Raw genomic sequence first — 20,562 nt, forward strand, 5'->3', positions numbered from 1 at the left:
CCGCGCGCCGCGGGCCGCGACGAGCAGGTCAGGAATCCGTCCGGGGCAGTCCGCCCGTCTCCGCGTCGCGGCCGGTCAGGCAGTACAGGCCGCCCGCCGGGTCGCGCAGCACCGTCCAGTGCGGGTGACGGGCCACCAGCCGCGCGCCCAGCCGCTCGTGGCGTGCGCACACGGCGTCCACGTCCGCGCCGCAGGCGAGGTCGAGATGGGCGGAGACCTGACCCGCGCCCGCACCGTCACCGCTGACGCCGTCACCGCCGGGGCCGGCCGGCTCGTCGTCGAGCCGCTGTAGCAGGATGCGGATCGGCAGTCCGGCGGGCGGCTCGACCACATGGAACTCGGGCCGGGATCCCGCCCGCGCCGGCCAGTCGGGCAGCAGCGCGGTCCAGAAGGCGATCTCGGCTTCGAACGCCGACGGCGGCACGTCCAGGCACACCTGGTCGACGCGGCTGCCGGCCACCACCGCAGGCCGTACGGCCTCCCCGAGCCACGGCACCGCGCAGAACGCGTGCCCGGCCGGGGAGCGCAGCACGGCCCAGCCGTCGTGCCGGGCGACCGGCTCCGCGCCGAGCGCCCGGGCCTCCTCGACGAAACCGGGCACGTCCTCGACGGCGAAGTCGAGATGCGCGCCGCCGTCGCCGTCCGCGGCGCCCTGGAGTTTCACGCAGGCGTCCGCGCCGTCCGGCAGCAGGGTGACGAACTCCTCCCGCTCGCCCCGGAACCCGGACAGGCGGGTGTCCGTGACCGCCGCCCAGAACGCGCCGGCCCGATCGAACCGCGTGGCGGGCCGGTCCACGAAGGCGTGGGTCCAGCGGACCGGTCGGCTCATGCCCTGCGCTCCAGGAACCGCAGCATGTTCCCGGCCGGGTCCCGGAACGCGCAGTCGCGCACGCCGTAGGGCTGGTCCGTCGGCTCCTGGAGCACCTCGACGCCGGCCTCCCGCACGCGCGCGTGCAGCGCGTCGCAGTCGGCGGTGGTGAAGATGACGCCGCGCAGAACGCCCTTGGCGAGCAGCCGGGCCATCGCCTCGCGGTCGGCCGGGGAGAAGTCGGGGTTGGCGCCCGGCGGCTCCAGCACGATGTCGACGTCGGGCTGGAGCGGCGAGCCCACGGTCACCCACCGCATGCCCTCGTAGGAGACGTCGTTGCGGACTTGGAGACCGAGCACCTCGACGTAGAAGTGCAGGGCCTTGTCGTGGTCGTCGACGGCGACGAAGCACTGGTGGAGTCGGAGGTCCGTGGGTGCAGCCATGCGTTCAGCCATGCCTCCAGCCTAGGCGGGCCGGCTCCGCCGGGGACGGGTGAACGTCCTGGCCACGCAGGGCGTGATCACCGCGCTCTCGTCGTGCGAACGGGCCCGGTACGCGCTCGGGGTCTCGCCGACCAGCTCGGTGAACCGGGAGCTGAACGAGCCGAGCGAGGTGCAGCCGACCGCCATGCAGACCTCCGTCACGCTCAGGTCGCCGCGCCGCAGCAGGACCTTGGCGCGCTCGACGCGGCGGGTCATCAGATAGGCGTAGGGCGTCTCGCCGTAGGCCTCGCGGAAGCTGCGCTGGAAGTGGCCGGGGGACATGAGCGCCGTGGCGGCGAGCGCGGCGACGTCCAGCGGCTCGGCGTACTCGCGGTCCATCCGGTCCCGCGCCTGCCGCAGCCTCACCAGGTCCTCCCGATTCATCACGCCAGGATCGCACGGTCCTCGACCGCCGGGCCCGCGGCGGGCATCCTCGGCGCAGGTCCGGGAAGCCGGTGGGCACAGGTGCGCGGGGGTGGCGCGGGGCGCATGGTGATCGCAGGACGGGGCACCCTGCTCGCGGCGGTGGCCTCGGTCCTCCCGCGGTCCCCCGCCCGACGCCCAGGACGGCCCTGAAGTCCAGGACGGCCCCGACGCCCACGCCCGAGAAGTGCCCCGACACCCAAGACATGCCCGACGTCCGAGACACGACGGACGCCTGAGACGACGGACGCCGAGACATGACCGACACGCGAGCGGACATCCGAGACCGGGAGGCGGACGCCATGACCACACGGCCCCTGCTGTCCGACGACGCCGACCTGCGGGTCGACTACACCGACCAGGACGACCCCGTGCTGATCCGGGCGGACGGAAGCCCGGTCGACACCTGGCGGGAGAACTACCCGTACACCGAGCGCATGGAGCGCAAGGAGTACGACTGCCACAAGCGGCTCCAGCAGATCGAGCTGCTGAAGCTCCAGAGCTGGATCAAGGAGACGGGACGCCGCCTCGTCATCCTCTTCGAGGGCCGGGACGCGGCCGGCAAGGGCGGCACCATCAAGCGGTTCACCGAGCACCTCAACCCGCGCGGCGCGAGGGTCGTGGCCCTGGAGAAGCCCACCGAGCGCGAGCGCGGGCAGTGGTACTTCCAGCGGTACGTCGAACAGCTGCCGACGGCGGGCGAGATCGTGCTCTTCGACCGGTCCTGGTACAACAGGGCCGGCGTCGAACGCGTCATGGGCTTCTGTACGGACGACGAGTACCAGCGCTTCGCCCGTCAGGCCCCGATGTTCGAGCGGATGCTCGTGGACGACGGCGTCGACCTGGTGAAGTTCTGGTTCTCGGTGTCGCAGAGCGAGCAGCGCACCCGTTTCACGATCCGCCGGATCGACCCCGTACGGCAGTGGAAGCTCAGCCCGATGGACCTCGCCTCGCTGGAGCGCTGGGACGACTACACCGCCGCCAAGGTCGTCATGTTCCGCGAGACGGACACCACGTACGCGCCCTGGACGGTGGTCAAGAGCAACGACAAGAAACGGGCGCGGGTCGAGGCCATGCGCAGCGTGCTCGCCCGGTTCGACTACGACGACAAGGACGAGGAGGTCGTCGGCACCCCCGACCCGCGCATAGTCGGCGCGGCGGCCGGGCTGCTGGAGGTGGGCGAGGGCGACGAGGACGCCGTCTGAGCGGCACCGCCCACGGCATGGCGAAGGGGCCCGGTCGGCGTCCGACCGGGCCCCTTCACGCATGATGCGACGCGCGTTCCCCGTGACCCGCGATGGTGCACCGACCGCAGGTCCTGGACGGGGATCGGCGGCTCAGGCCTTCTTGGTCTCCCAGAAGATGTCGCTGATCTGGCCGATCAGCTCCAGGGCCTTCTCGCCCGTCTTCGGGTCCGTCGAGGCCTTGGCGGCCGACAGGGCCTTCAGGGCGTCGTTGACGAGCTGGTGCAGCTGGGGGTACTTCTCGAAGTGCGGGGGCTTGAAGTAGTCGCTCCACAGCACGGAGACGTGGTGCTTCGCGAGCTCGGCACGCTGCTCCTTGATGACGGTGGCGCGCGCCTGGAAGTGCGGGTCGTCGTTGGCGGCCATCTTCTCCTGCACGGCCTTCACCGACTCCGCCTCGATGCGGGCCTGGGCCGGGTCGTACACGCCGCAGGGCAGGTCGCAGTGTGCGCTGACCTTGACCGTGGGGGCAAACAGGCGGGAAAGCATGGAGCGTTCCTTCCTCGTGATCGTCTTCTCAGGTGGGACATTACTCCCTGGGGGAGGGCTTTTGGCGGGTGCCCCCTGGGGCTTAGGACAAAAGTCCGGGGTCAGACTGGGACTGGTGGAGGAACGGACCGGGGAGGTGCCGGGGATGCCGGAACTGTCGCAGGAGGGCGAGCGGGGCAGGGCCGCCGCGCCGTTCGGGCTGGCCGAGGTGACCGGTCCGTCCATGGTGCCCACGCTCCGGCACGGGGACCGGCTGCTGGTGCACTACGGCGCGCGGGTGCGGCCCGGCGACGTGATCGTGCTGCGGCACCCCTTCCAGCAGGACCTGCTGGTCGTCAAGCGGGCCGCCGAGCGCCGGGAGGGCGGGTGGTGGGTCCTCGGGGACAACGCCTTCGCCGGCGGCGACAGCACGGACTACGGGACGGTGCCCGACGAGCTGATCCTGGGCCGGGCGCGGCTGCGCTGGCGTCCGCTCGCGCCGGGTCAGCGCTCGCCGCTGGCGGTGGTGCGCTGGGCGCTGTCGGCGGCCAGGCCGCTGTCGGCGGCGCGGTCGCGGTCGGCCTCCAGGCGCTTGCGGGCGCGGTAGGCGGCGACGTTGGCGCGGGTGGCGCACCGGTCGGAGCAGTAGCGCCGGGAGCGGTTGGTGGAGGTGTCGAGGTAGGCGTTGCGGCAGGGGCTCGCCTCGCACAGGCCCAGCCGGTCGACGCCGTACTCGGTGAGGTGGAAGGCCAGGCCCATGGCGGCGATGGCCGCGTAGCCCGCCGTCGCGTTGGACGGGTGGTCGGCGAGGTGCATGTGCCACAGGGGGCGGCCGTCGTCGTCGCGGAAGTCGTGGCCGGAGATCTGCGGGCTGACCGGGAACTCCAGCAGCAGGGAGTTCAGCAGGTCCACCGCGAGGGTCTCGTCGCCGCCGTCGGCCGCCTCGAAGACCGCCCGCAGCCGGCCGCGGACCGAGCGGAACCGGGTGACGTCCGCCTCGGTGGCCCGGCGGGCGGCCGACTGGTTGCCGCCGAAGAGGTCCCGGACGGCCTCGACGGACGTCAGGGCGTCCTTGCCCCGGGTCGGCTCCTCGCTGTTGACGAGCCGCACGGCGTAGTCCGAGTAATAGGCCAGTTCCACGTGTAGTCCTTACGGGGGCGCTCTGTGGTCGGGGTGCGGGAGGAGTAACGGCCGTTCGTGGCTCCAGGGTATTACGCCAACCGGGGGCGGGGCGGAGACGACGCACGCGCGCGGGACGGCCGCGAGAACGGCGCCCCGGCGACGCGGACCACATGATCGACGACTCGGCGCCCCGGATCAACGCGGGGAGTCTGCACGGTGGAGCACGCACGCCGCCGTACGACGCCGCACACCGCCGCACACCGCCGTGCGCGCGGGCCGCACCGGTCGTCCGGCGGGGAAACGAGGACGGGCGGTACGGAATTCTCCGTACCGCCCGTCCTCGCGTATGCGCCGCGTGCCGCTAGAGCACCTTCGACAGGAACGCCTGCGTCCGCTCGTGCTGCGGGTTGGTCAGCACCTCGCGCGGGTTGCCGGACTCGACGACCACGCCGCCGTCCATGAAGACCAGGCTGTCGCCGACCTCGCGGGCGAAGCCCATCTCGTGGGTGACGACGACCATCGTCATGCCGGACTCGGCGAGGTCGCGCATGACGTCGAGGACGTCGCCGACCAGCTCCGGGTCGAGGGCCGAGGTCGGCTCGTCGAACAGCATCAGCTTCGGGTCCATGGCGAGCGCCCGCGCGATGGCGACGCGCTGCTGCTGGCCGCCGGAGAGCTGCGAGGGGTAGTTGCCCGCCTTGTCGGCGAGGCCGACGCGGTCCAGGAGCTCACGCGCCCGCTCCCGGGCCTGGGCCTTGCTGGCGCCCTTGACCTGGACCGGGGCCTCGACGATGTTGTCGAGCGCCGTCATGTGCGGGAACAGGTTGAACCGCTGGAACACCATGCCGATGTCCCGGCGCTTGAGCGCGACCTCGCTGTCCTTGAGCTCGTACAGCTTGTCGCCCTTCTGGCGGTAGCCCACCAGGTCCCCGTCGACGTACAGGCGGCCGGCGTTGATCTTCTCCAGGTGGTTGATGCACCTGAGGAACGTCGACTTGCCGGAGCCGGACGGGCCGATGAGGCAGAACACCTCGCCGTTCTTGACCTCCAGGTCGATGCCCTTGAGGACCTCGACCGCGCCGAAGGACTTGTGGACGCCCTCGGCCTTCACCATCGCGGTCATGCCGCACTCCTTTCGCGGCCGATCGAGAGCAGGTTCGCCCGGATCTTCTGGAAGACGGTGGGCGGGAGGCTGCGGCTCGAACCGCGGGCGTAGTAGCGCTCCAGGTAGTACTGGAAGACGCTGAAGACGCTGGTCATGACCAGGTACCAGATGGAGGCGACGAACAGCAGCTCCATCACGGCGAACGACGAGGAGCCGATCACCGAGGTCGAGCGGAGGAGTTCGTTGTACGTCACCACGTACACCAGCGACGAGGTCTTCAGCATGTTGATGAACTCGTTGCCGGTCGGCGGCACGATCACCCGCATGGCCTGCGGGATGACGATCCGGCGCAGCGTCCTGCCATGGCTCATGCCCAGCGCGTGGGCGGCCTCGGTCTGTCCCTCGTCCACGGCCAGCAGGCCGGCCCGGCAGATCTCGGCCATGTAGGCGGCCTCGTTGAGGCCGAGGCCGAGCAGGGCGCACATGAACGGCGTCATGACGTCCGTCATCTCGTCCTTGTAGATCGGACCGAGGTTCAGGACGGGGAAGATCAGCGCCAGGTTGAACCACATCAGCAGCTGCACGTAGACCGGCGTGCCGCGGAAGAACCAGATGTAGACCCAGGCGACCGTGCTGGTCACCGGGTTCTTCGACAGCCGCATCACGGCCAGCACGACGCCCAGGACGACGCCCAGCACCATGGACAGCACGCTGATCAGCAGCGTGCGCCCGGCGCCCGCGATGACCGTCGAGTCGAACAGCTGGTCGCCGACGGTCTTCCACTGGATGTCGCCCTTCGCGAAGGCGTTGACCAGCAGCGCCAGGAGCGCGAGGACGATGACGGCGCTGACCCAGCGGCCGTAGTGGCGCACCGGGATGGCCTTGATGGCCTCCGGCGGGCCGGAGAACGCCGACGTCTTGGACACCGGCGGGTTGTCCTCGGGTGGTGCACCCGCGGGGGACTTGTCGAACTTGTCAGTCATGGGGACTGCCCTTCGAAGACTTCAGGAGGTGCGGGTGGATCACTTGCCGCCGTTGACCGTGGCGGACTTGATCGCGCCGCTCTCGGCGCCCCACTTCTCCAGCACCTTCTGGTACGAGCCGTCCTTGATGATCGCGTCGACGGCCTCCTTGAGGGCGTCGCGCAGCTGGGTGCCCTTCTTGTCGACGACGATGCCGAACGGAGCGGCCTCGTACTGCTTGTCGAGCACCTCGAAGGTCGCGCCGCCGCCGGCCTTGCGGGCCATGTCCACGGCGACCGGGTAGTCGTTGACGCCGGCCACGGCGCCGCCGGACTTCACGCGGGTCTGGGCCTCGGTGTCGTTCTCGAACGACTCGATCTTGAGGGCCTTCTTGCCGTCGGCGGTGCACTTCTTCGACTGCGTCTGGAGGGCCTCTTCGTAGGTGGTGCCCCGCTGCACGGCGACGGTCTGGCCGCAGAGGTCGTCCAGGGTCTTGATGCCCTTGGGGTTGCCCTTCTTCACGTAGACGGCCGTGCCGGCGGTGAAGTAGTCCACGAAGTCGACGCCCTCGCCGAGCTTCTTGCCCTTGTCGTCCAGGCCTTCCTGGCGCTGCTTGTTGTCCGTGATCGACGACATGGCCACGTCGTAGCGGCCGGTGTTCACCGCGGTGATCAGGGTGTCGAAGCCGCCCGAGGTGAACTGGAACTCGACGCCGAGCTGCTTGCCGAGCGCGGCGGCGATGTCGGGGTCGACGCCCACGATCTTGCCGCCCTCGACGGACTCCATCGGGGCGTACTCGGCGTTGGTGCCGACCTTGATGACGCCCGCCTTCTGGATCGCGGCCGGGAGCTTGGAGAAGAGGGGGGCCTTGTCGGAGCTGCTCGACGTGTCGGAGGAGGAGCTCCCGCCGCCGTTGGTCTGGTCGCCGCAGGCGGAGAGCAGCAAGGCGCCCGCGACCGCGAGAGATCCGACCGCTGCCAGGCGGGTGCGCGCGGCGGTCGTGTGACGGGTGGTGCGTGCGGTCATGGTGGGTTCCTCCGGCGGATGGATGGAGATGCCGATGGCTCGACAAATGCCGATGGGTCGACGAGAACACAGACCTTCGGGTGTCGCGACCTCGTGTGATTACGGCATCTTGCCATTCGGACGACGCCATTCAGGGGGGCAGCCATGTCAAAATCGGATAACGGGCGACCCCCGAACCGCATCAGTCCGGTACATCACGACCGGACGGAGCCGGACCATCTGCGGGAATCTCCCGTTCCGGCCGAAAGTTCTTCGGTTCCACCCATGATGCGATCACCCGACCTCTGTCCCGTCGCCACCCCGTCCCACGTCAAGGCCGGGTCAAGCGTCGCCAAGGGCCGACAAGGGGCGTCAAGGGCTTGTCAAGGGTTTTCCGGGTTCCTGGCGGGTCCTCGCGCATGAGCCGCGTCACTCGCGGTGATCTCTGTCGGAGGTCGACAGCTCCGGTGATGTGACCTTGCACCGAATGGACTCGTCGGCTGTGGTCTCCGTCCGGTAAGAAGGTTTTTTACACCCCTCATCCGGGGCTCAGGGCGCGTGTGCGGCGCGCCCGACGCCAGGCGCCCGTTCGCATCACCTCAGGGCCCTGTGCGATGCCCGCCCACTTCTCAATCAGGAGTGGCCACCCTCAAACCATGCAGACCTAAGGGGTACGACACAGTGGCAGCGGAGATCGTCAATCCTCGCAGCGAGAACGCCGACCAGACGGGCCGGGAGGGCGGTGCGGAGCCCCTCGACTCGTTCGACCCGGTGTTCGCACTGCACCGAGGCGGAAAGATGGCCGTGCAGGCCACCGTCCCGGTCCGCGACAAGGACGACCTGTCCCTCGCTTACACCCCCGGCGTCGCGCGCGTGTGCACCGCGATCGCGGAACAGCCGGACCTGGTGAACGACTACACCTGGAAGTCGTCCGTCGTCGCCGTCGTGACCGACGGCACGGCGGTGCTCGGACTCGGGGACATCGGCCCCGAGGCGTCCCTCCCCGTGATGGAGGGCAAGGCCATCCTCTTCAAGCAGTTCGGCGGCGTGGACGCGGTTCCGATCGCGCTCGCCTGCACGGACGTGGAGGAGATCATCGAGACGGTGGTGCGTCTCGCGCCCTCGTTCGGCGGAGTGAACCTGGAGGACATCTCGGCGCCGCGGTGCTTCGAGATCGAGCGCCGCCTCCAGGACGCCCTCGACATCCCGGTCTTCCACGACGACCAGCACGGCACCGCCATCGTCACGCTGGCGGCGCTGCGCAACGCGGCCCGGCTGAGCGGGCGCGGCATCGGCGAGCTGCGGGCGGTCATCTCGGGCGCCGGCGCGGCCGGTGTCGCCATCGCCAGGATGCTGGTCGAGGCCGGCATCGGGGACGTCGCGGTCGCGGACCGCAAGGGCGTCGTCTCGGCGGAGCGGCAGGACCTGACCGACGTCAAGCGCGAGCTGGCCTCCTTCACCAACAAGGCGGGGCTGACCGGCTCGCTGGAGAGCGCGCTCGCGGGCGCCGACGTCTTCATCGGCGTCTCGGGCGGCACCGTGTCGGAGGAGGCGGTGGCCTCGATGGCGAAGGGCGCGTTCGTCTTCGCCATGGCCAACCCGAACCCGGAGGTGCACCCGGAGGTCGCCCACAAGTACGCGGCGGTCGTCGCGACCGGGCGGTCGGACTTCCCGAACCAGATCAACAACGTGCTGGCGTTCCCGGGGATCTTCGCCGGCGCGTTGCAGGTGCGGGCGTCCCGGATCACCGAGGGCATGAAGCTCGCCGCCGCCGAGGCGCTCGCGGGCGTCGTCGGCGACGATCTCGCGGCGGACTACGTGATCCCGTCGCCGTTCGACGAGCGGGTCGCCCCCGCGGTGACGGCGGCGGTCGCCGCGGCCGCCCGTGCGGAGGGCGTCGCCCGCCGCTGACGCACACCCCGAATGGTCCCGTCCGTGCAGGGCGGGACCATTCCTTTGCCCGCCGACCGGCCCGTTCGGGTGACGGCGCCGGGCGCGCGGTCGCGACGAGCGCCGAAGGGACGGAGCGCAAGAGGGTGTGTCTCACAGTCCCGTCCGGTTTCGTTCGACGGCGCCGGACCCTAGGGTCGGGATCATGTTCGCCGCCTACGCCGCCCGAATCGACCGCGACCAGCCGCTTTCCGGCCTGGAGTTGGGGGAGCGCCCGGCCCCCGAGGCCCGTCCCGGCTGGAGCGTCGTCGACGTCCGGGCCGCTTCCCTCAACCACCACGATCTCTGGTCGCTGAAGGGCGTCGGTCTTCCGGAGGGCCGGCTGCCGATGATCCTCGGCTGCGACGCCGCCGGTGTCGACGCGGACGGCAACGAGGTCGTCCTGCACTCCGTGATCGGGCAGACCGGGCACGGCGTCGGGCCCGACGAGCCGCGCTCCATCCTCACCGAGCGGTACCAGGGCACCTTCGCCGAGCAGGTCGCCGTGCCGACCTGGAACGTCCTGCCCAAGCCGAAGGAGCTGTCCTTCGCGGAGGCCGCCTGTCTGCCCACGGCCTGGCTGACGGCGTACCGCATGCTCTTCACCAACGCGGGCGTGCGCCCCGGCGACTCCGTTCTCGTCCAGGGCGCCGGCGGCGGGGTCGCCACGGCGGCCATCGTGCTGGGCAAGGCCGCCGGGCTGCGGGTCTTCGCCACCAGCAGGGACGAGGCCAAGCGCAGGCGGGCCCTGGAGCTGGGCGCGGTCGAGGCCGTGGAGCCCGGCGCCCGGCTGCCGCAGCGGATGGACGCCGTCATCGAGACCGTCGGCGCGGCCACCTGGTCGCACTCGGTGAAGTCGCTGCGGCCCGGCGGCACGCTCGTCATCTCCGGCGCGACCAGCGGCGACGCCCCCTCGCGGGCGGAGCTGACCCGGGTCTTCTTCCTGGAGCTGAAGATCGTCGGCTCCACCATGGGCTCCAGGGACGAGCTGGAGGACCTGCTCTCCTTCTGCGCCCTCACCGGCGTCCGGCCCGTCATCGACGAGGTGCTCCCGCTCGACCGGGCCCGCGAGGGCTTCGAGCGGCTCGCGTCCGGCGAGCAGTTCGGCAAGATCGTGCTCACCAACGGCTGACGGCCGGCCGGTGGTCCGGCGTGCGCGGTCGCGGGGCGGGTCCGGGGTTCCGGGCCCGCCTTTTCCGCACCCGTCATGTCAACCATGGTTGACGGAAGCTCATTGTCAACGTAGGTTGACGTCATGACCGAAGCAACGGATCTCGCCGAGCGGGCCGGTGACCGCGATCCACGGGTCGGGCTGCGCGCCGTCGCGGCATTGCGCCGGCTGCTGGAGCAGCTGGAGGCGGTGCAGGTGCGCAGCGCGCGCAACCAGGGCTGGTCGTGGCAGGAGATCGCCGCGGAACTCGGGGTCACCAGGCAGGCCGTGCACAAGAAGTACGGGAGGCAATGATGTTCGAGCGATTCACGAAGGACGCGCGCGCCGTGGTGCGGTCGGCGGCGGCGCACGCCGAACGGGCGGGCGCGCAGCGGGTGGAGGAGACGCATGTGCTGCTGGCCCTCCTCGACGGGAAGGCCGGCCGCGGCTCGTTCGCGCTGACCTCGCTCGGGCTGCCGCCGGGCGGACGCGGGGACCTCGTACGGGACCTGGGCGAGGTGCGCCGCCGGGGCGGTCTCTCCCGGGCCGACGCCGACGCCCTGTCGGGGCTGGGCATCGACGTCGGCGAGATCGTCTCGCGGGTGGAGGAGGCGCACGGGGAGGGCGCGCTGGCGGCCGAGGGCCGGCAGGGTCCGGGCGCGCGCCTCTTCGGCGGACGGCCCTTCGACCGCGGCGCCAGGGAACTGCTCACGGACACGCTGCGCATCGCCCTCGCCCGGCGCGAGCGGCAGATCGGCGACGAGCATCTGCTGCTCGCCCTCACCGCCCGCCGCGGCGTCCCCTCGGAGGTCCTCGCCGACCACGGCGTCACCTACACCGCCCTCACCCGCGTGCTGTACGGCGACGGGGGCCGGCGCGGAGGCGAGGGCGACGGAGACGTCACCGTCGTGGCCGGCTGAGAGGCCGGCCGGGGGCGGAGGGCAGGGGCGGGGGCCGAGGGCCCGTCGGGACGGGCCCCCGGTCAGGAGGTCGGGTTGCGGAGCACCACGCCGATGTGGGCCGCCGCCGTCGACAGATGACGGCGCGCCTCGCGCAGCTGTCCGGCGGTGACGCCGTGGTCGCGGGCCGCGTCGCGGATGTCGTCGCGGAAGCGGTCGAGGAGGCGGTCCAGGTCACGGGCGGGGTCGCCGCCGAGGTCCTCGTGGGCCCAGGCCGGCTCGTACTCGGCGGGGAAGTCCTCCGGGGTGCGGGCGTACTCCGCAGCGGCGTCCGCCGCGGTCTGAGTGGATCCGGCCGCCTTCACGAACGACGGGCCCTGCGACGAAGCCTGAGACGAAGGGGACTCGGGTGAAGGGGCCTCGGGCGACGGGGCCTCGGGCGAAGGGGGCGTAGGGGTCTGTGCGGACGACGCCGGGGCCGGGCCCGTGGCGCCGGGGCGGCCGAAGCCGAAGTCCCTGCCGTACTCGCGCCCGAAGTCCTTGCCGAACTCGCCGAACTCCTTGGCGAGTTCCGTCAGGCCCTCGCGGACGCCCGTCGGCCAGTCGCCCCGGGTGAAGTGGTCCTGGACCTGTTCCTGCACCCGGCGCGCTATGCGCTGGACCTCTTCCTGGGCCTGGGAACGCGCCGTGTCCTGCGCTTCCTTGGCCTGGCGCCGGGCCCGCTGGGCCTCCTCGCGGGCCCGGCGGCTCTCGTCCTTGGCCCGGCGCGCCTGCTCCTTCCACTCCTGCTTGACGCGGCGCATCTCCTCCTTGGCGGCCTGCCACGCCTCCCGGTCCCCGAACTCCCCGAACTCGCCGAACTGGCCGGACTCGCCGGGACCCCCGGACCCGCCGCGGTCCGCGGCGCCCGTGCCCCCGCCCCTGCGGGCCTGGGAGGCCGCCGCCCGCATCTCGCGCCGCAGATCGCCCGCCGCGCCGCGCACGTCGGCCCTGATCTCCGCGGCCAGCTCGGCGACCGACTCGCGGATCTCCAGCTCCAGATCCGCCAGCTCGCCGCTGCGGTCGGCCAGTTCGGCCCGGCCCGCGTCGGTGATGGCGTACACCTTGCGGCCGCCCTCGGTGGTGTGGGTGACCAGGCCCTCGGTCTCCAGCTTGGCCAGCCGCGGGTACACGGTGCCGGCCGACGGCGCGTACAGCCCCTGGAAGCGCTCCTCCAGCAGGCGGATCACCTCGTAGCCGTGGCGCGGCGCTTCGTCCAGGAGTTTCAGCAGGTAGAGGCGCAGGCGGCCATGGGCGAAGACGGGAGGCATCTCAGAGCACCTTCTTGTCGGTCGTGCTGTCGGCCGGGGCGCCGGAGGCGTTCTCGCCGCCGGGGCCGCGATCGGCGTCGTCGCGAGGGCCGGGGCGCGGCCCGGACCGCCCTTCGCCCCGCGCGTCGGTGTGCGGCTCGTCCGCCGCGGGCCTGCGCAGCAGGGCGATCGAGCCGGAGACCGTGGTGGCCTTCAGGCTGCCGTTGCCCGCGCCCAGCCGGCCGGTGATGCGCTTGGCGCCCCACTGCCCGCTGACCCGCAGATCCTCGAAGGCGTTGGAGACCGAGCCGCTCGCGGTGTTCGCCTCCACCCGGGCGTCGGCCGGGTGGGGCAGCCTGATGGCGATCTCGCCCGAGACGCTCGTCAGGTTGATGCCGGCGGGCCGGCCCGTCGGATCCAGGTCGACGATCATCGAACCGCTGACGGAGTCGGCCTTCACGGAGGAGCCCGCCTCGACCACGGTCAGATCGCCGGAGACGGAGTTGAAGCGCAGGTCGCCGGTGAGGGCCTGGGCGTCCACACGTCCCGAGACGGTGTCCGCGCGCACCGGCCCCGCGAGCCCCACCAGGGTCGTGTCGCCGTTGACGCCCTTCACGTCGGTCGGGCCGTCGATGCCCGAGACCACCGCCCCGGCGCTCACCACGCCCACCTCCACGCGGGTGCCGGCCGGCACGGCGAGCGAGACGACGGCGCTGCGCCGCCAGCCCTTGCGGTCGAGCCACTTGAGGAAGCCCTTCCAGGGCAGGTCCTCGTACGCCACCGTCAGGGTCCCGTCGCGATGGCTCACCACCAGGGGCGGTCCCTCGATGCGGGACACCTCCAGGCGGGCCGTTCTCTCGTCGGTGCCCACCACGTTCACGGTGCCGTCGACGATGCGCACGTGCAGTTCGTGCACGGGCTCGTCGAAGGAGAGCTTCCTCGGCTCGGCGACGGACCACTCGGACATGGTGCGGACCTCCTCCACGATGGTGACACGACACGCCATATCGCGTCTCCCGGAAAACACGATATATCGCGGAGTCCGAAAGTCAAGCCGCTCGATCCAGGGAGCGACTCCCGCCCCACTGGGCAACTCCGAGAACGCGAAGAGGGGCGTCTTTCGACGCCCCTCCGTGCGCGGGTGCTGCCCGGCTGTCCGGCTGCCTGACTGCCCGTCGGTCCGCGCGTCGCCTACTCGTCGTCCTCGTCGTCGTCGAGCCGCGCGAGCCACGTCGCCAGGCGCTCCACCGGTACCTCGAAGTCCGGATTCAGGTCGACGAACGTCCGCAGCTGCTCGGCGAGCCACTCGAAGGTGACCTCCTCCTCGCCGCGCCGCTTCTCGAGTTCCTCGATTCCGCGATCGGTGAAGTACATGGATCGTGCTCCGTGGGTGGGTCGCAGGGACAGGGTTCCCCCCTCGGGGGAAGGGCCCCTCGTTCCCGTGAGGGAGGAAAGGGCCGCTCTCCGGTGCGGAGGGGACAGGAAAAGGATAGGCGCGCGGGGGGACGGGGAGGCGGGGGAGTGCCCTGAGCGGTGAGCACGCCGAACCCCGGGCCGTCCGGCGGCGGCGCCGCACGCGGAAGGGCCCGTGCCCCGGAAGCCTCTCCGGGGCACGGGCCCTTCGCCGTGCCGTGGCCGGGACTACGCCTCGAACACCTCACGCACCAGCTGCTCCTGCTCCGCCTGGTGACGCTTGGCCGAGCCGACCGCCGGGGACGAGCCGTGCGGGCGCGAGATGCGGCGCAGGCGCTCGCCGTGCGGCACGTCCGCGCCGACCGCGAGGTCCAGGTGGTCGATCAGGTTCAGGGCGATGAACGGCCAGGCGCCCTGGTTGGCCGGCTCCTCCTGGGCCCACAGGTACTTCTCGGCGTTCGGGTACTTGTTGACCTCGGCCTGGACCTCCGCGCCGGGCAGCGGGTACAGCCGCTCCAGCCGGATGATCGCCGTGTCCGTGACCCCGCGCTTCTGACGCTCGGCGTCCAGGTCGTAGTAGACCTTGCCGGCGCAGAAGACGACCTTCTTGACCGCGTTCGGGTCCACCGAGGCGTCGCCGATGACCGGGCGGAACTGGCCCGAGGTGAACTCCTCCGCCTTCGACGCGGCGGCCTTCAGGCGCAGCATCGACTTCGGGGTGAAGACCACCAGCGGCTTGTGGTGCGGGTTGTGCACCTGCCACCGCAGGAGGTGGAAGTAGTTCGACGGGAGCGTGGGCATCGCGACCGTCATGTTGTTCTGCGCGCACAGCTGGAGGAAGCGCTCGACGCGGGCCGAGGAGTGGTCCGGGCCCTGGCCCTCGTAGCCGTGCGGCAGCAGCAGGGTGACGCCGGACGTCTGGCCCCACTTCTGCTCGGCGGCCGAGATGTACTCGTCGACGACCGTCTGCGCGCCGTTGACGAAGTCGCCGAACTGCGCCTCCCACATCACGAGCGCGTCCGGGCGGGCCAGCGAGTAGCCGTACTCGAAGCCCATGACCGCGTACTCGGACAGCAGCGAGTTGTAGACGTTGTAGCGCGCCTGCTCGTCGGCGAGGTACTGGAGCGGGGTGTGCTCCTCGCCGGTCTCGCGGTCGATGAGGACCGCGTGCCGCTGGCCGAAGGTGCCGCGCTGCGAGTCCTGGCCGGACAGCCGGACCGGGGTGCCCTCCAGGAGCAGGGAGCCCACCGCGAGCGTCTCGCCCATGCCCCAGTCGATCGTCCCGTCCTCGACCATCGTGGCGCGACGCTGCAACTGGGGCAGCAGACGAGGGTGCACGTGGAAGTAGTCGGGGATGTTGACCTGGGACTCGGCGATGCGCTTGACGACCTCCGTGGAGATCGCGGTGTTCACGGCGACCGGGAACTCGGCCTGCGGGTCCGACACCGGGCCGGCGCTCGGCTGGGCGGTGACGGCCTCGCGGACCTCCGTGAAGACCTTCTCCAGCTGGCCCTGGTAGTCCTGGAGCGCCTGTTCGGCCTCTTCCAGGGTGATGTCGCCGCGACCGATGAGGGACTCGGTGTACAGCTTGCGCACCGAGCGCTTCTTGTCGATCAGGTCGTACATCAGCGGCTGGGTGAAGGCCGGGTTGTCCGACTCGTTGTGACCGCGGCGGCGGTAGCAGATGAGGTCGATCACCACGTCCTTGTTGAACGCCTGGCGGAACTCGAACGCCAGACGCGCGACGCGCACCACGGCCTCCGGGTCGTCGCCGTTCACGTGGAAGATCGGGGCCTCGATCATGCGGGCCACGTCGGTGGCGTACATCGACGAGCGCGAGGACTCCGGGGCGGCCGTGAAGCCGACCTGGTTGTTGATGACGATGTGGACCGTGCCGCCGGTGCGGTATCCGCGCAGCTGCGACATGTTCAGCGTCTCGGCCACCACGCCCTGGCCCGCGAAGGCCGCGTCGCCGTGCAGGGCGACCGGCAGGACCGTGAAGTCCGAGCCGCCCTTGTTGATGATGTCCTGCTTGGCGCGGGCGATGCCCTCGATGACCGGGTCGACCGTCTCCAGGTGGGAGGGGTTCGCGGCCAGCGACACCTTGATCTGCTCGCCGTCCAGGCCGGTGAAGGTCCCCTCGGCGCCCAGGTGGTACTTGACGTCGCCGGAGCCGTGCATCGACTTCGGGTCGAGGTTGCCCTCGAACTCGCGGAAGATCTGCGCGTACGACTTGCCGACGATGTTCGCGAGGACGTTGAGGCGGCCGCGGTGGGCCATGCCGATGACGACCTCGTCCAGGCGGGACTCGGCGGCCGAGTCCAGCACCGCGTCGAGCAGCGGGATGACGGACTCGCCGCCCTCGAGCGAGAAGCGCTTCTGGCCGACGTACTTCGTCTGGAGGAACGTCTCGAAGGCCTCCGCCGCGTTCAGCCGGCGCAGGATGCGCAGCTGCTCCTCGCGCTCCGGCTTGGTGTGCGGGCGCTCGATGCGGTCCTGGATCCAGCGGCGCTGCTTGGGGTCCTGGATGTGCATGAACTCGACGCCGGTGGTGCGGCAGTACGAGTCGCGCAGCACGCCGAGGATGTCGCGCAGCTTCATCAGGGACTTGCCGGAGAACCCGCCGACGGCGAACTCGCGCTCCAGGTCCCACAGGGTGAGCCCGTGCTCGGTGATGTCGAGGTCGGGGTGCTTGCGCTGGCGGTACTCCAGCGGGTCGGTGTCGGCCATGACGTGGCCGCGGACCCGGTAGGAGTGGATCAGCTCGAAGACGCGGGCGGCCTTGGTGACGTCGTCGTCGTGGCTGGCGTCGATGTCCTTGAGCCAGCGGACCGGCTCGTAGGGGATGCGCAGCGCCTCGAAGATCTCGTCGAAGAAGCCGTTCTCGCCGAGGAGGAGGTTCGCGACGATCCGCAGGAACTCGCCGGAGGCCGCGCCCTGGATGACCCGGTGGTCGTAGGTCGACGTGAGCGTCATGACCTTCGAGATGCCGAGCTTGTTCAGGGTGTCCTGGCTGGTGCCCTGGAACTCCGCCGGGTAGTCCATGGAGCCGACGCCCATGATGACCGACTGGCCGGGCATCAGACGCGGCACGGAGTGCACGGTGCCGAGGCCGCCGGGGTTGGTCAGGGAGACCGTGACGCCGGTGAAGTCGTCCATCGTCAGCTTGCCGTCGCGGGCGCGGCGGACGATGTCCTCATAGGCCTGCCAGAACTCGAAGAAGTTCAGGGTCTCGGCCTTCTTGATGCCGGCGACGACGAGCTGGCGGTCGCCGTTGGGCTTCACCAGGTCGATGGCCAGGCCGAAGTTGACGTGCGCCGGCTTGACGAGGGTGGGCTTCCCGTCCTTCTCCGCGTAGTGCCAGTTCATCGACGGCATCGCCTTGATGGCCTGCACCATCGCGAAGCCGATCAGGTGCGTGAAGGAGATCTTCCCGCCCCGGGCGCGCTTGAGGTGGTTGTTGATGACGATGCGGTTGTCGAACAGCAGCTTCACCGGGACCGCGCGCACGGACGTGGCCGTGGGCAGCTCCAGCGAGGCGTTCATGTTCTTGGCGACCGCGGCGGACGGACCGCGCAGCGTCACGAACTCGGGGCCCTCGGGGGAGGCGGGCGCCGTGGCGGCGGGCGCGGGCTTCGCGGCGGCGGCCGGGCGGGCGGCGGGAGCCGCCTTCGCCGGAGCCGGAGCGGCGGCCGCGGGCTTCGCGACGGCGGCCGGAGCGGGAGCCGGGGCGGCGGGGGCCGCGGCGGCGGGCGCCGGCTGGGCGGGAGCGGCGGGGGCCGCGGGCGCGGTGGTGGTCGCTGCGGCCCCCGCGGCCGCAGTACCCGCCGGAGCCGAGGGAGCGGCCGCTCCTGGCTTGTAGTCGGCGAAGAAGTCCCACCAGGCGCGGTCTACCGAATTCGGGTCCTGGAGGTACTGCTGATAGATCTCGTCGACGAGCCACTCGTTCGGCCCGAACGCGGCAGCGGGGTTCTTGCCCGCTTGGTCTGCGTCGGTCGAGATGCTGGAGTTACTGGGGGACTGTGGCGACACGGCGGCAACCGCCCTCTTCCGCTTCACAAGGTGATGGACAGCGGGAATAAAGGCTACGCCCCCTGGAGGGGGAAGGTCAGGCCGGGCCCGTCCATCGTCGTGTAAGTCACATCGCGGAGCGTGTTTCGGGGGCGGAAATGGCGGGAAACAAGCGCGGTTGTGCGTCACCGGGTACGCATGGGGCAGGGCGTCGCACGCAGAACGCGCGCACCCCGGCCGACCTGCGCCGGTGTCCCGCCGGATGCCACGTGTCCGAGTACCCGGACATACGTGGATCTTGAGGCTCCGGTGCGAACTTTACGTCAACTTTGAACGGACGACTCTCCCGGAAGAGTGATAAGAATCCGGCAGCCCCGCTCGGATTCGGCCACTCCGATCCGGCCTCCGTGGAGATCGACCGCCCAGCGGGCGATCGCCAGTCCCAGCCCCGTCCCGCCGTCGCTGCCCGGCCCGTGCGGCCGGCGGACGGCCCCCCGGTTGAACCGCTCGAACACGCGGTGCCACTCCGAGCGCGGAATGCCGGGCCCTTCGTCCAGGACCTCCAGCTCCAGCGACTCCGGCTGCGGCCCGCGCCGCGCCTTCACCGTCACCCGTCCGTGCGGCGGACTGTGCTTGACCGCGTTGTCGATCAGGTTGGCGACGACCTGGTGGATGCGCTCCGGGTCCGCGTGCGCGGTCAGCTCCGGAGGGGTGACGTCCAGGTGCAGATGGACGTCCGTACGCGTGTGGCTGCCGCCCGATCCCATCGTGGCGCGGGCCGAGGCGACCATGTTGGCCTCCTTCAGCACGCCCGACAGGTACGGCCACACCTCGAAGCGCCGCTTGCGCAGCGGCACCACGCCGTTGTCGAGACGGGACAGGTCCAGGAGGGTCTCCACGAGCCGGCCGAGCCGCTCGGTCTGCTTCAGGGCCGTGCGCATCGTCTCGGTGTCCGCCTCGGCGATGCCGTCGACGACGTTCTCCAGGACGGCGCGCAGACCCGCGATGGGCGTGCGCAGCTCGTGCGAGACGTTGGCCACCAGCTCCTTGCGGTGCCGGTCCTGCGCCTCCAGCTCGTCCGCCATGACGTTGATCGTCTGCGCGAGGTCGCCCAGCTCGTCACGGCGGTTCTCGCTCACCCGGCGGGTGTAGTCGCCGTGCGAGATGGACCGGGCCACCGTGTTCATCTCACCCAGGGGCGCGGTGAGCGAGTGCGCCACGAACTGCGTGATCAGCAGGGTGGCGATCATCGAGAAGACCGTGATGAAGCGCAGCTCCGTCTTGGTGTGCACCGCGATCATCGACAGACCGGTGGTGATCAGCACCGAGATGACGACCAGCGCACCCAGCTTGGTCTTGATCGAGAACGGGCGCAGGCCGCCCCAGGGCGCACCGGCTCCGGGGGCGGGGCTTCTCGGTCCGTCCGCACCGCGGCTCATGGCGTCGGGGTCTCCAGGGCGTAGCCGACGCCGTGCACCGTGCGGATCCGCTCGGCGCCGATCTTCCGCCGCAGCGCCTTGATGTGGCTGTCGACCGTGCGGGTGCCGGAGGCGTCCGCCCAGTCCCACACCTCGGCCAGCAGCTGCTCGCGCGAGAGCACCGCGCGCGGGGTGTTCGCAAGGCACACCAGCAGGTCGAACTCGGTGGGCGTGAGGTGCACGTCCTCCGAGCGCACCCGCACCCGGCGCTGCGCGTGGTCGATCTCCAGCTCGCCGAGCCGCAGGATCCCGCTGCGCGGCGTCGTCGCCGCGATCGCGGCCCGCTCCACCCGGCGCAGCAGCACGTGCACGCGTGCCGCCAGCTCCCGCATCGAGAAGGGCTTGGTCATGTAGTCGTCGGCGCCCACGCCGAGGCCGACCAGCATGTCGGTCTCGTCGTCGCGCGCGGTGAGCATCATGACCGGCACCGGGCGGGCGGCCTGCACGCGACGGCAGACCTCCAGGCCGTCGAAGCCGGGCAGCATGATGTCGAGGATCAGCAGGTCGGGCTGCCAGGCCTCTGCCGTGTCGACGGCCGCCGGACCGTCGCCCGCCGTTTGCACGAGGAATCCCTCGGCGCGCAGGCGGGCCGCGATGGCGTCGACGATCGTCGGGTCGTCCTCGACGACCAGGACGCGCCGCTGCGCGCCCGGAGTCGCCGTCGCCGCGGTGTTGTGTGCGGTGTGTGTCTGCTCCATCGCCCGCCCCTGAGTGTGCTTTCCGGAACCAGTGGGGTGGTCCCTTGATTGCGCATGACTGCGGTTGACGCGTAAA

General features: G+C 71.1%; 20 protein-coding genes. 6 read left to right on the forward strand and 14 right to left on the reverse strand.

Features of this window, described 5'->3' with window-relative positions:
• Positions 1–28 precede the first annotated feature (28 nt).
• From OG802_RS23860 to OG802_RS23870, 3 genes are read right to left on the reverse strand one after another with little or no spacing between them, the layout of a single operon-like run.
• Positions 29–829, reverse strand: coding sequence for a VOC family protein (locus OG802_RS23860; RefSeq protein ID WP_329413480.1), 801 nt, complete (start codon positions 827–829; stop codon positions 29–31).
• Positions 826–1,263 (reverse strand): VOC family protein, encoded by a 438-nt coding sequence (locus OG802_RS23865; protein WP_329413481.1) that lies wholly within the window; start codon positions 1,261–1,263, stop codon positions 826–828. The genes OG802_RS23860 and OG802_RS23865 overlap by 4 nt, the downstream gene beginning before the upstream one ends.
• 9 nt (positions 1,264–1,272) lie before the next feature.
• A complete protein-coding gene (locus OG802_RS23870) occupies positions 1,273–1,674 on the reverse strand; it encodes a helix-turn-helix transcriptional regulator (RefSeq protein ID WP_329413482.1) in 402 nt (133 codons plus the stop codon).
• A gap of 341 nt (positions 1,675–2,015) precedes the next feature.
• Here OG802_RS23870 and ppk2 point away from each other — a divergent pair, with 341 nt between their 5' ends.
• The gene (gene ppk2, locus OG802_RS23875; protein WP_329417344.1) at positions 2,016–2,918 is read left to right on the forward strand and encodes a polyphosphate kinase 2; all 903 of its coding nucleotides are present in this window, start codon (positions 2,016–2,018) and stop codon (positions 2,916–2,918) included.
• A 132-nt stretch (positions 2,919–3,050) separates the two neighbouring features.
• On the opposite strand, the gene sodN is transcribed toward ppk2, so the two are convergent.
• Positions 3,051–3,446, reverse strand: a complete 396-nt coding sequence (gene sodN / locus OG802_RS23880) for a superoxide dismutase, Ni (protein WP_329413483.1) — start codon at positions 3,444–3,446, stop codon at positions 3,051–3,053.
• 145 nt (positions 3,447–3,591) lie between these two features.
• On the opposite strand from sodN, the gene sodX reads away from it, so the two are divergent.
• The gene (sodX, locus tag OG802_RS23885; RefSeq protein ID WP_329413484.1) at positions 3,592–4,032 is read left to right on the forward strand and encodes a nickel-type superoxide dismutase maturation protease; all 441 of its coding nucleotides are present in this window, start codon (positions 3,592–3,594) and stop codon (positions 4,030–4,032) included.
• On the opposite strand, the gene OG802_RS23890 is transcribed toward sodX, so the two are convergent.
• The 4 genes from OG802_RS23890 to OG802_RS23905 form a co-directional block, all read right to left on the reverse strand.
• Entirely contained in the window at positions 3,930–4,565 is a 636-nt protein-coding gene (locus OG802_RS23890; RefSeq protein WP_329413486.1) for a CGNR zinc finger domain-containing protein, read from the reverse strand. The two genes, sodX and OG802_RS23890, sit on opposite strands and share 103 nt — an antisense overlap.
• A gap of 343 nt (positions 4,566–4,908) precedes the next feature.
• Positions 4,909–5,670: an amino acid ABC transporter ATP-binding protein gene (locus OG802_RS23895; protein ID WP_329413488.1), complete on the reverse strand. Its 762-nt coding sequence runs from the start codon at positions 5,668–5,670 to the stop codon at positions 4,909–4,911.
• A complete protein-coding gene (locus OG802_RS23900) occupies positions 5,667–6,635 on the reverse strand; it encodes an amino acid ABC transporter permease (protein ID WP_329413489.1) in 969 nt (322 codons plus the stop codon). Before OG802_RS23900 ends, OG802_RS23895 begins: the two co-directional genes overlap by 4 nt.
• A gap of 39 nt (positions 6,636–6,674) precedes the next feature.
• On the reverse strand, positions 6,675–7,640 hold the full coding sequence (locus OG802_RS23905; RefSeq protein WP_329413491.1) for an ABC transporter substrate-binding protein: 966 nt from the start codon (positions 7,638–7,640) through the stop codon (positions 6,675–6,677).
• Positions 7,641–8,300: 660 nt separating this feature from the next.
• Here OG802_RS23905 and OG802_RS23910 point away from each other — a divergent pair.
• The 4 genes from OG802_RS23910 to OG802_RS23925 all read left to right on the forward strand — a co-directional run bounded on the left by OG802_RS23910 (position 8,301) and on the right by OG802_RS23925 (position 11,618).
• The gene (locus OG802_RS23910; RefSeq protein WP_329413493.1) at positions 8,301–9,530 is read left to right on the forward strand and encodes an NAD(P)-dependent malic enzyme; all 1,230 of its coding nucleotides are present in this window, start codon (positions 8,301–8,303) and stop codon (positions 9,528–9,530) included.
• A 184-nt stretch (positions 9,531–9,714) separates the two neighbouring features.
• Entirely contained in the window at positions 9,715–10,680 is a 966-nt protein-coding gene (locus OG802_RS23915) for a zinc-binding dehydrogenase (RefSeq protein ID WP_329413494.1), read from the forward strand.
• Between the two features lie 123 nt (positions 10,681–10,803).
• Complete coding sequence (locus tag OG802_RS23920; RefSeq protein ID WP_329413495.1) at positions 10,804–11,013, forward strand: HTH domain-containing protein; 210 nt, start codon at positions 10,804–10,806, stop codon at positions 11,011–11,013.
• On the forward strand, positions 11,013–11,618 hold the full coding sequence (locus tag OG802_RS23925; RefSeq protein ID WP_329417346.1) for a Clp protease N-terminal domain-containing protein: 606 nt from the start codon (positions 11,013–11,015) through the stop codon (positions 11,616–11,618). The genes OG802_RS23920 and OG802_RS23925 overlap by 1 nt, the downstream gene beginning before the upstream one ends.
• A gap of 62 nt (positions 11,619–11,680) precedes the next feature.
• Here OG802_RS23925 and OG802_RS23930 read toward each other — a convergent pair whose 3' ends face one another.
• From OG802_RS23930 to OG802_RS23955, 6 genes are all read right to left on the reverse strand, one after another.
• On the reverse strand, positions 11,681–12,907 hold the full coding sequence (locus OG802_RS23930; protein ID WP_329413496.1) for a helix-turn-helix transcriptional regulator: 1,227 nt from the start codon (positions 12,905–12,907) through the stop codon (positions 11,681–11,683).
• A gap of 1 nt (position 12,908) precedes the next feature.
• Positions 12,909–13,853, reverse strand: a complete 945-nt coding sequence (locus OG802_RS23935; protein WP_329417349.1) for a DUF4097 family beta strand repeat-containing protein — start codon at positions 13,851–13,853, stop codon at positions 12,909–12,911.
• A 224-nt stretch (positions 13,854–14,077) separates the two neighbouring features.
• Complete coding sequence (locus tag OG802_RS23940) at positions 14,078–14,260, reverse strand: DUF6104 family protein (RefSeq protein ID WP_019058231.1); 183 nt, start codon at positions 14,258–14,260, stop codon at positions 14,078–14,080.
• A 267-nt stretch (positions 14,261–14,527) separates the two neighbouring features.
• Positions 14,528–18,331, reverse strand: a complete 3,804-nt coding sequence (locus OG802_RS23945; protein WP_329413498.1) for a multifunctional oxoglutarate decarboxylase/oxoglutarate dehydrogenase thiamine pyrophosphate-binding subunit/dihydrolipoyllysine-residue succinyltransferase subunit — start codon at positions 18,329–18,331, stop codon at positions 14,528–14,530.
• Between the two features lie 302 nt (positions 18,332–18,633).
• Positions 18,634–19,749 carry a HAMP domain-containing sensor histidine kinase gene (locus OG802_RS23950; protein WP_329413500.1) on the reverse strand — a complete coding sequence of 372 codons (1,116 nt, stop codon included), beginning with the start codon at positions 19,747–19,749 and terminating at the stop codon, positions 18,634–18,636.
• On the reverse strand, positions 19,746–20,486 hold the full coding sequence (locus tag OG802_RS23955) for a response regulator transcription factor (protein ID WP_109002674.1): 741 nt from the start codon (positions 20,484–20,486) through the stop codon (positions 19,746–19,748). The genes OG802_RS23950 and OG802_RS23955 overlap by 4 nt, the downstream gene beginning before the upstream one ends.
• Between the last annotated feature and the right edge of the window lie 76 nt (positions 20,487–20,562).

It is taken from the genome of Streptomyces sp. NBC_00704, assembly GCF_036226605.1.
GTDB lineage: Bacteria > Actinomycetota > Actinomycetes > Streptomycetales > Streptomycetaceae > Streptomyces.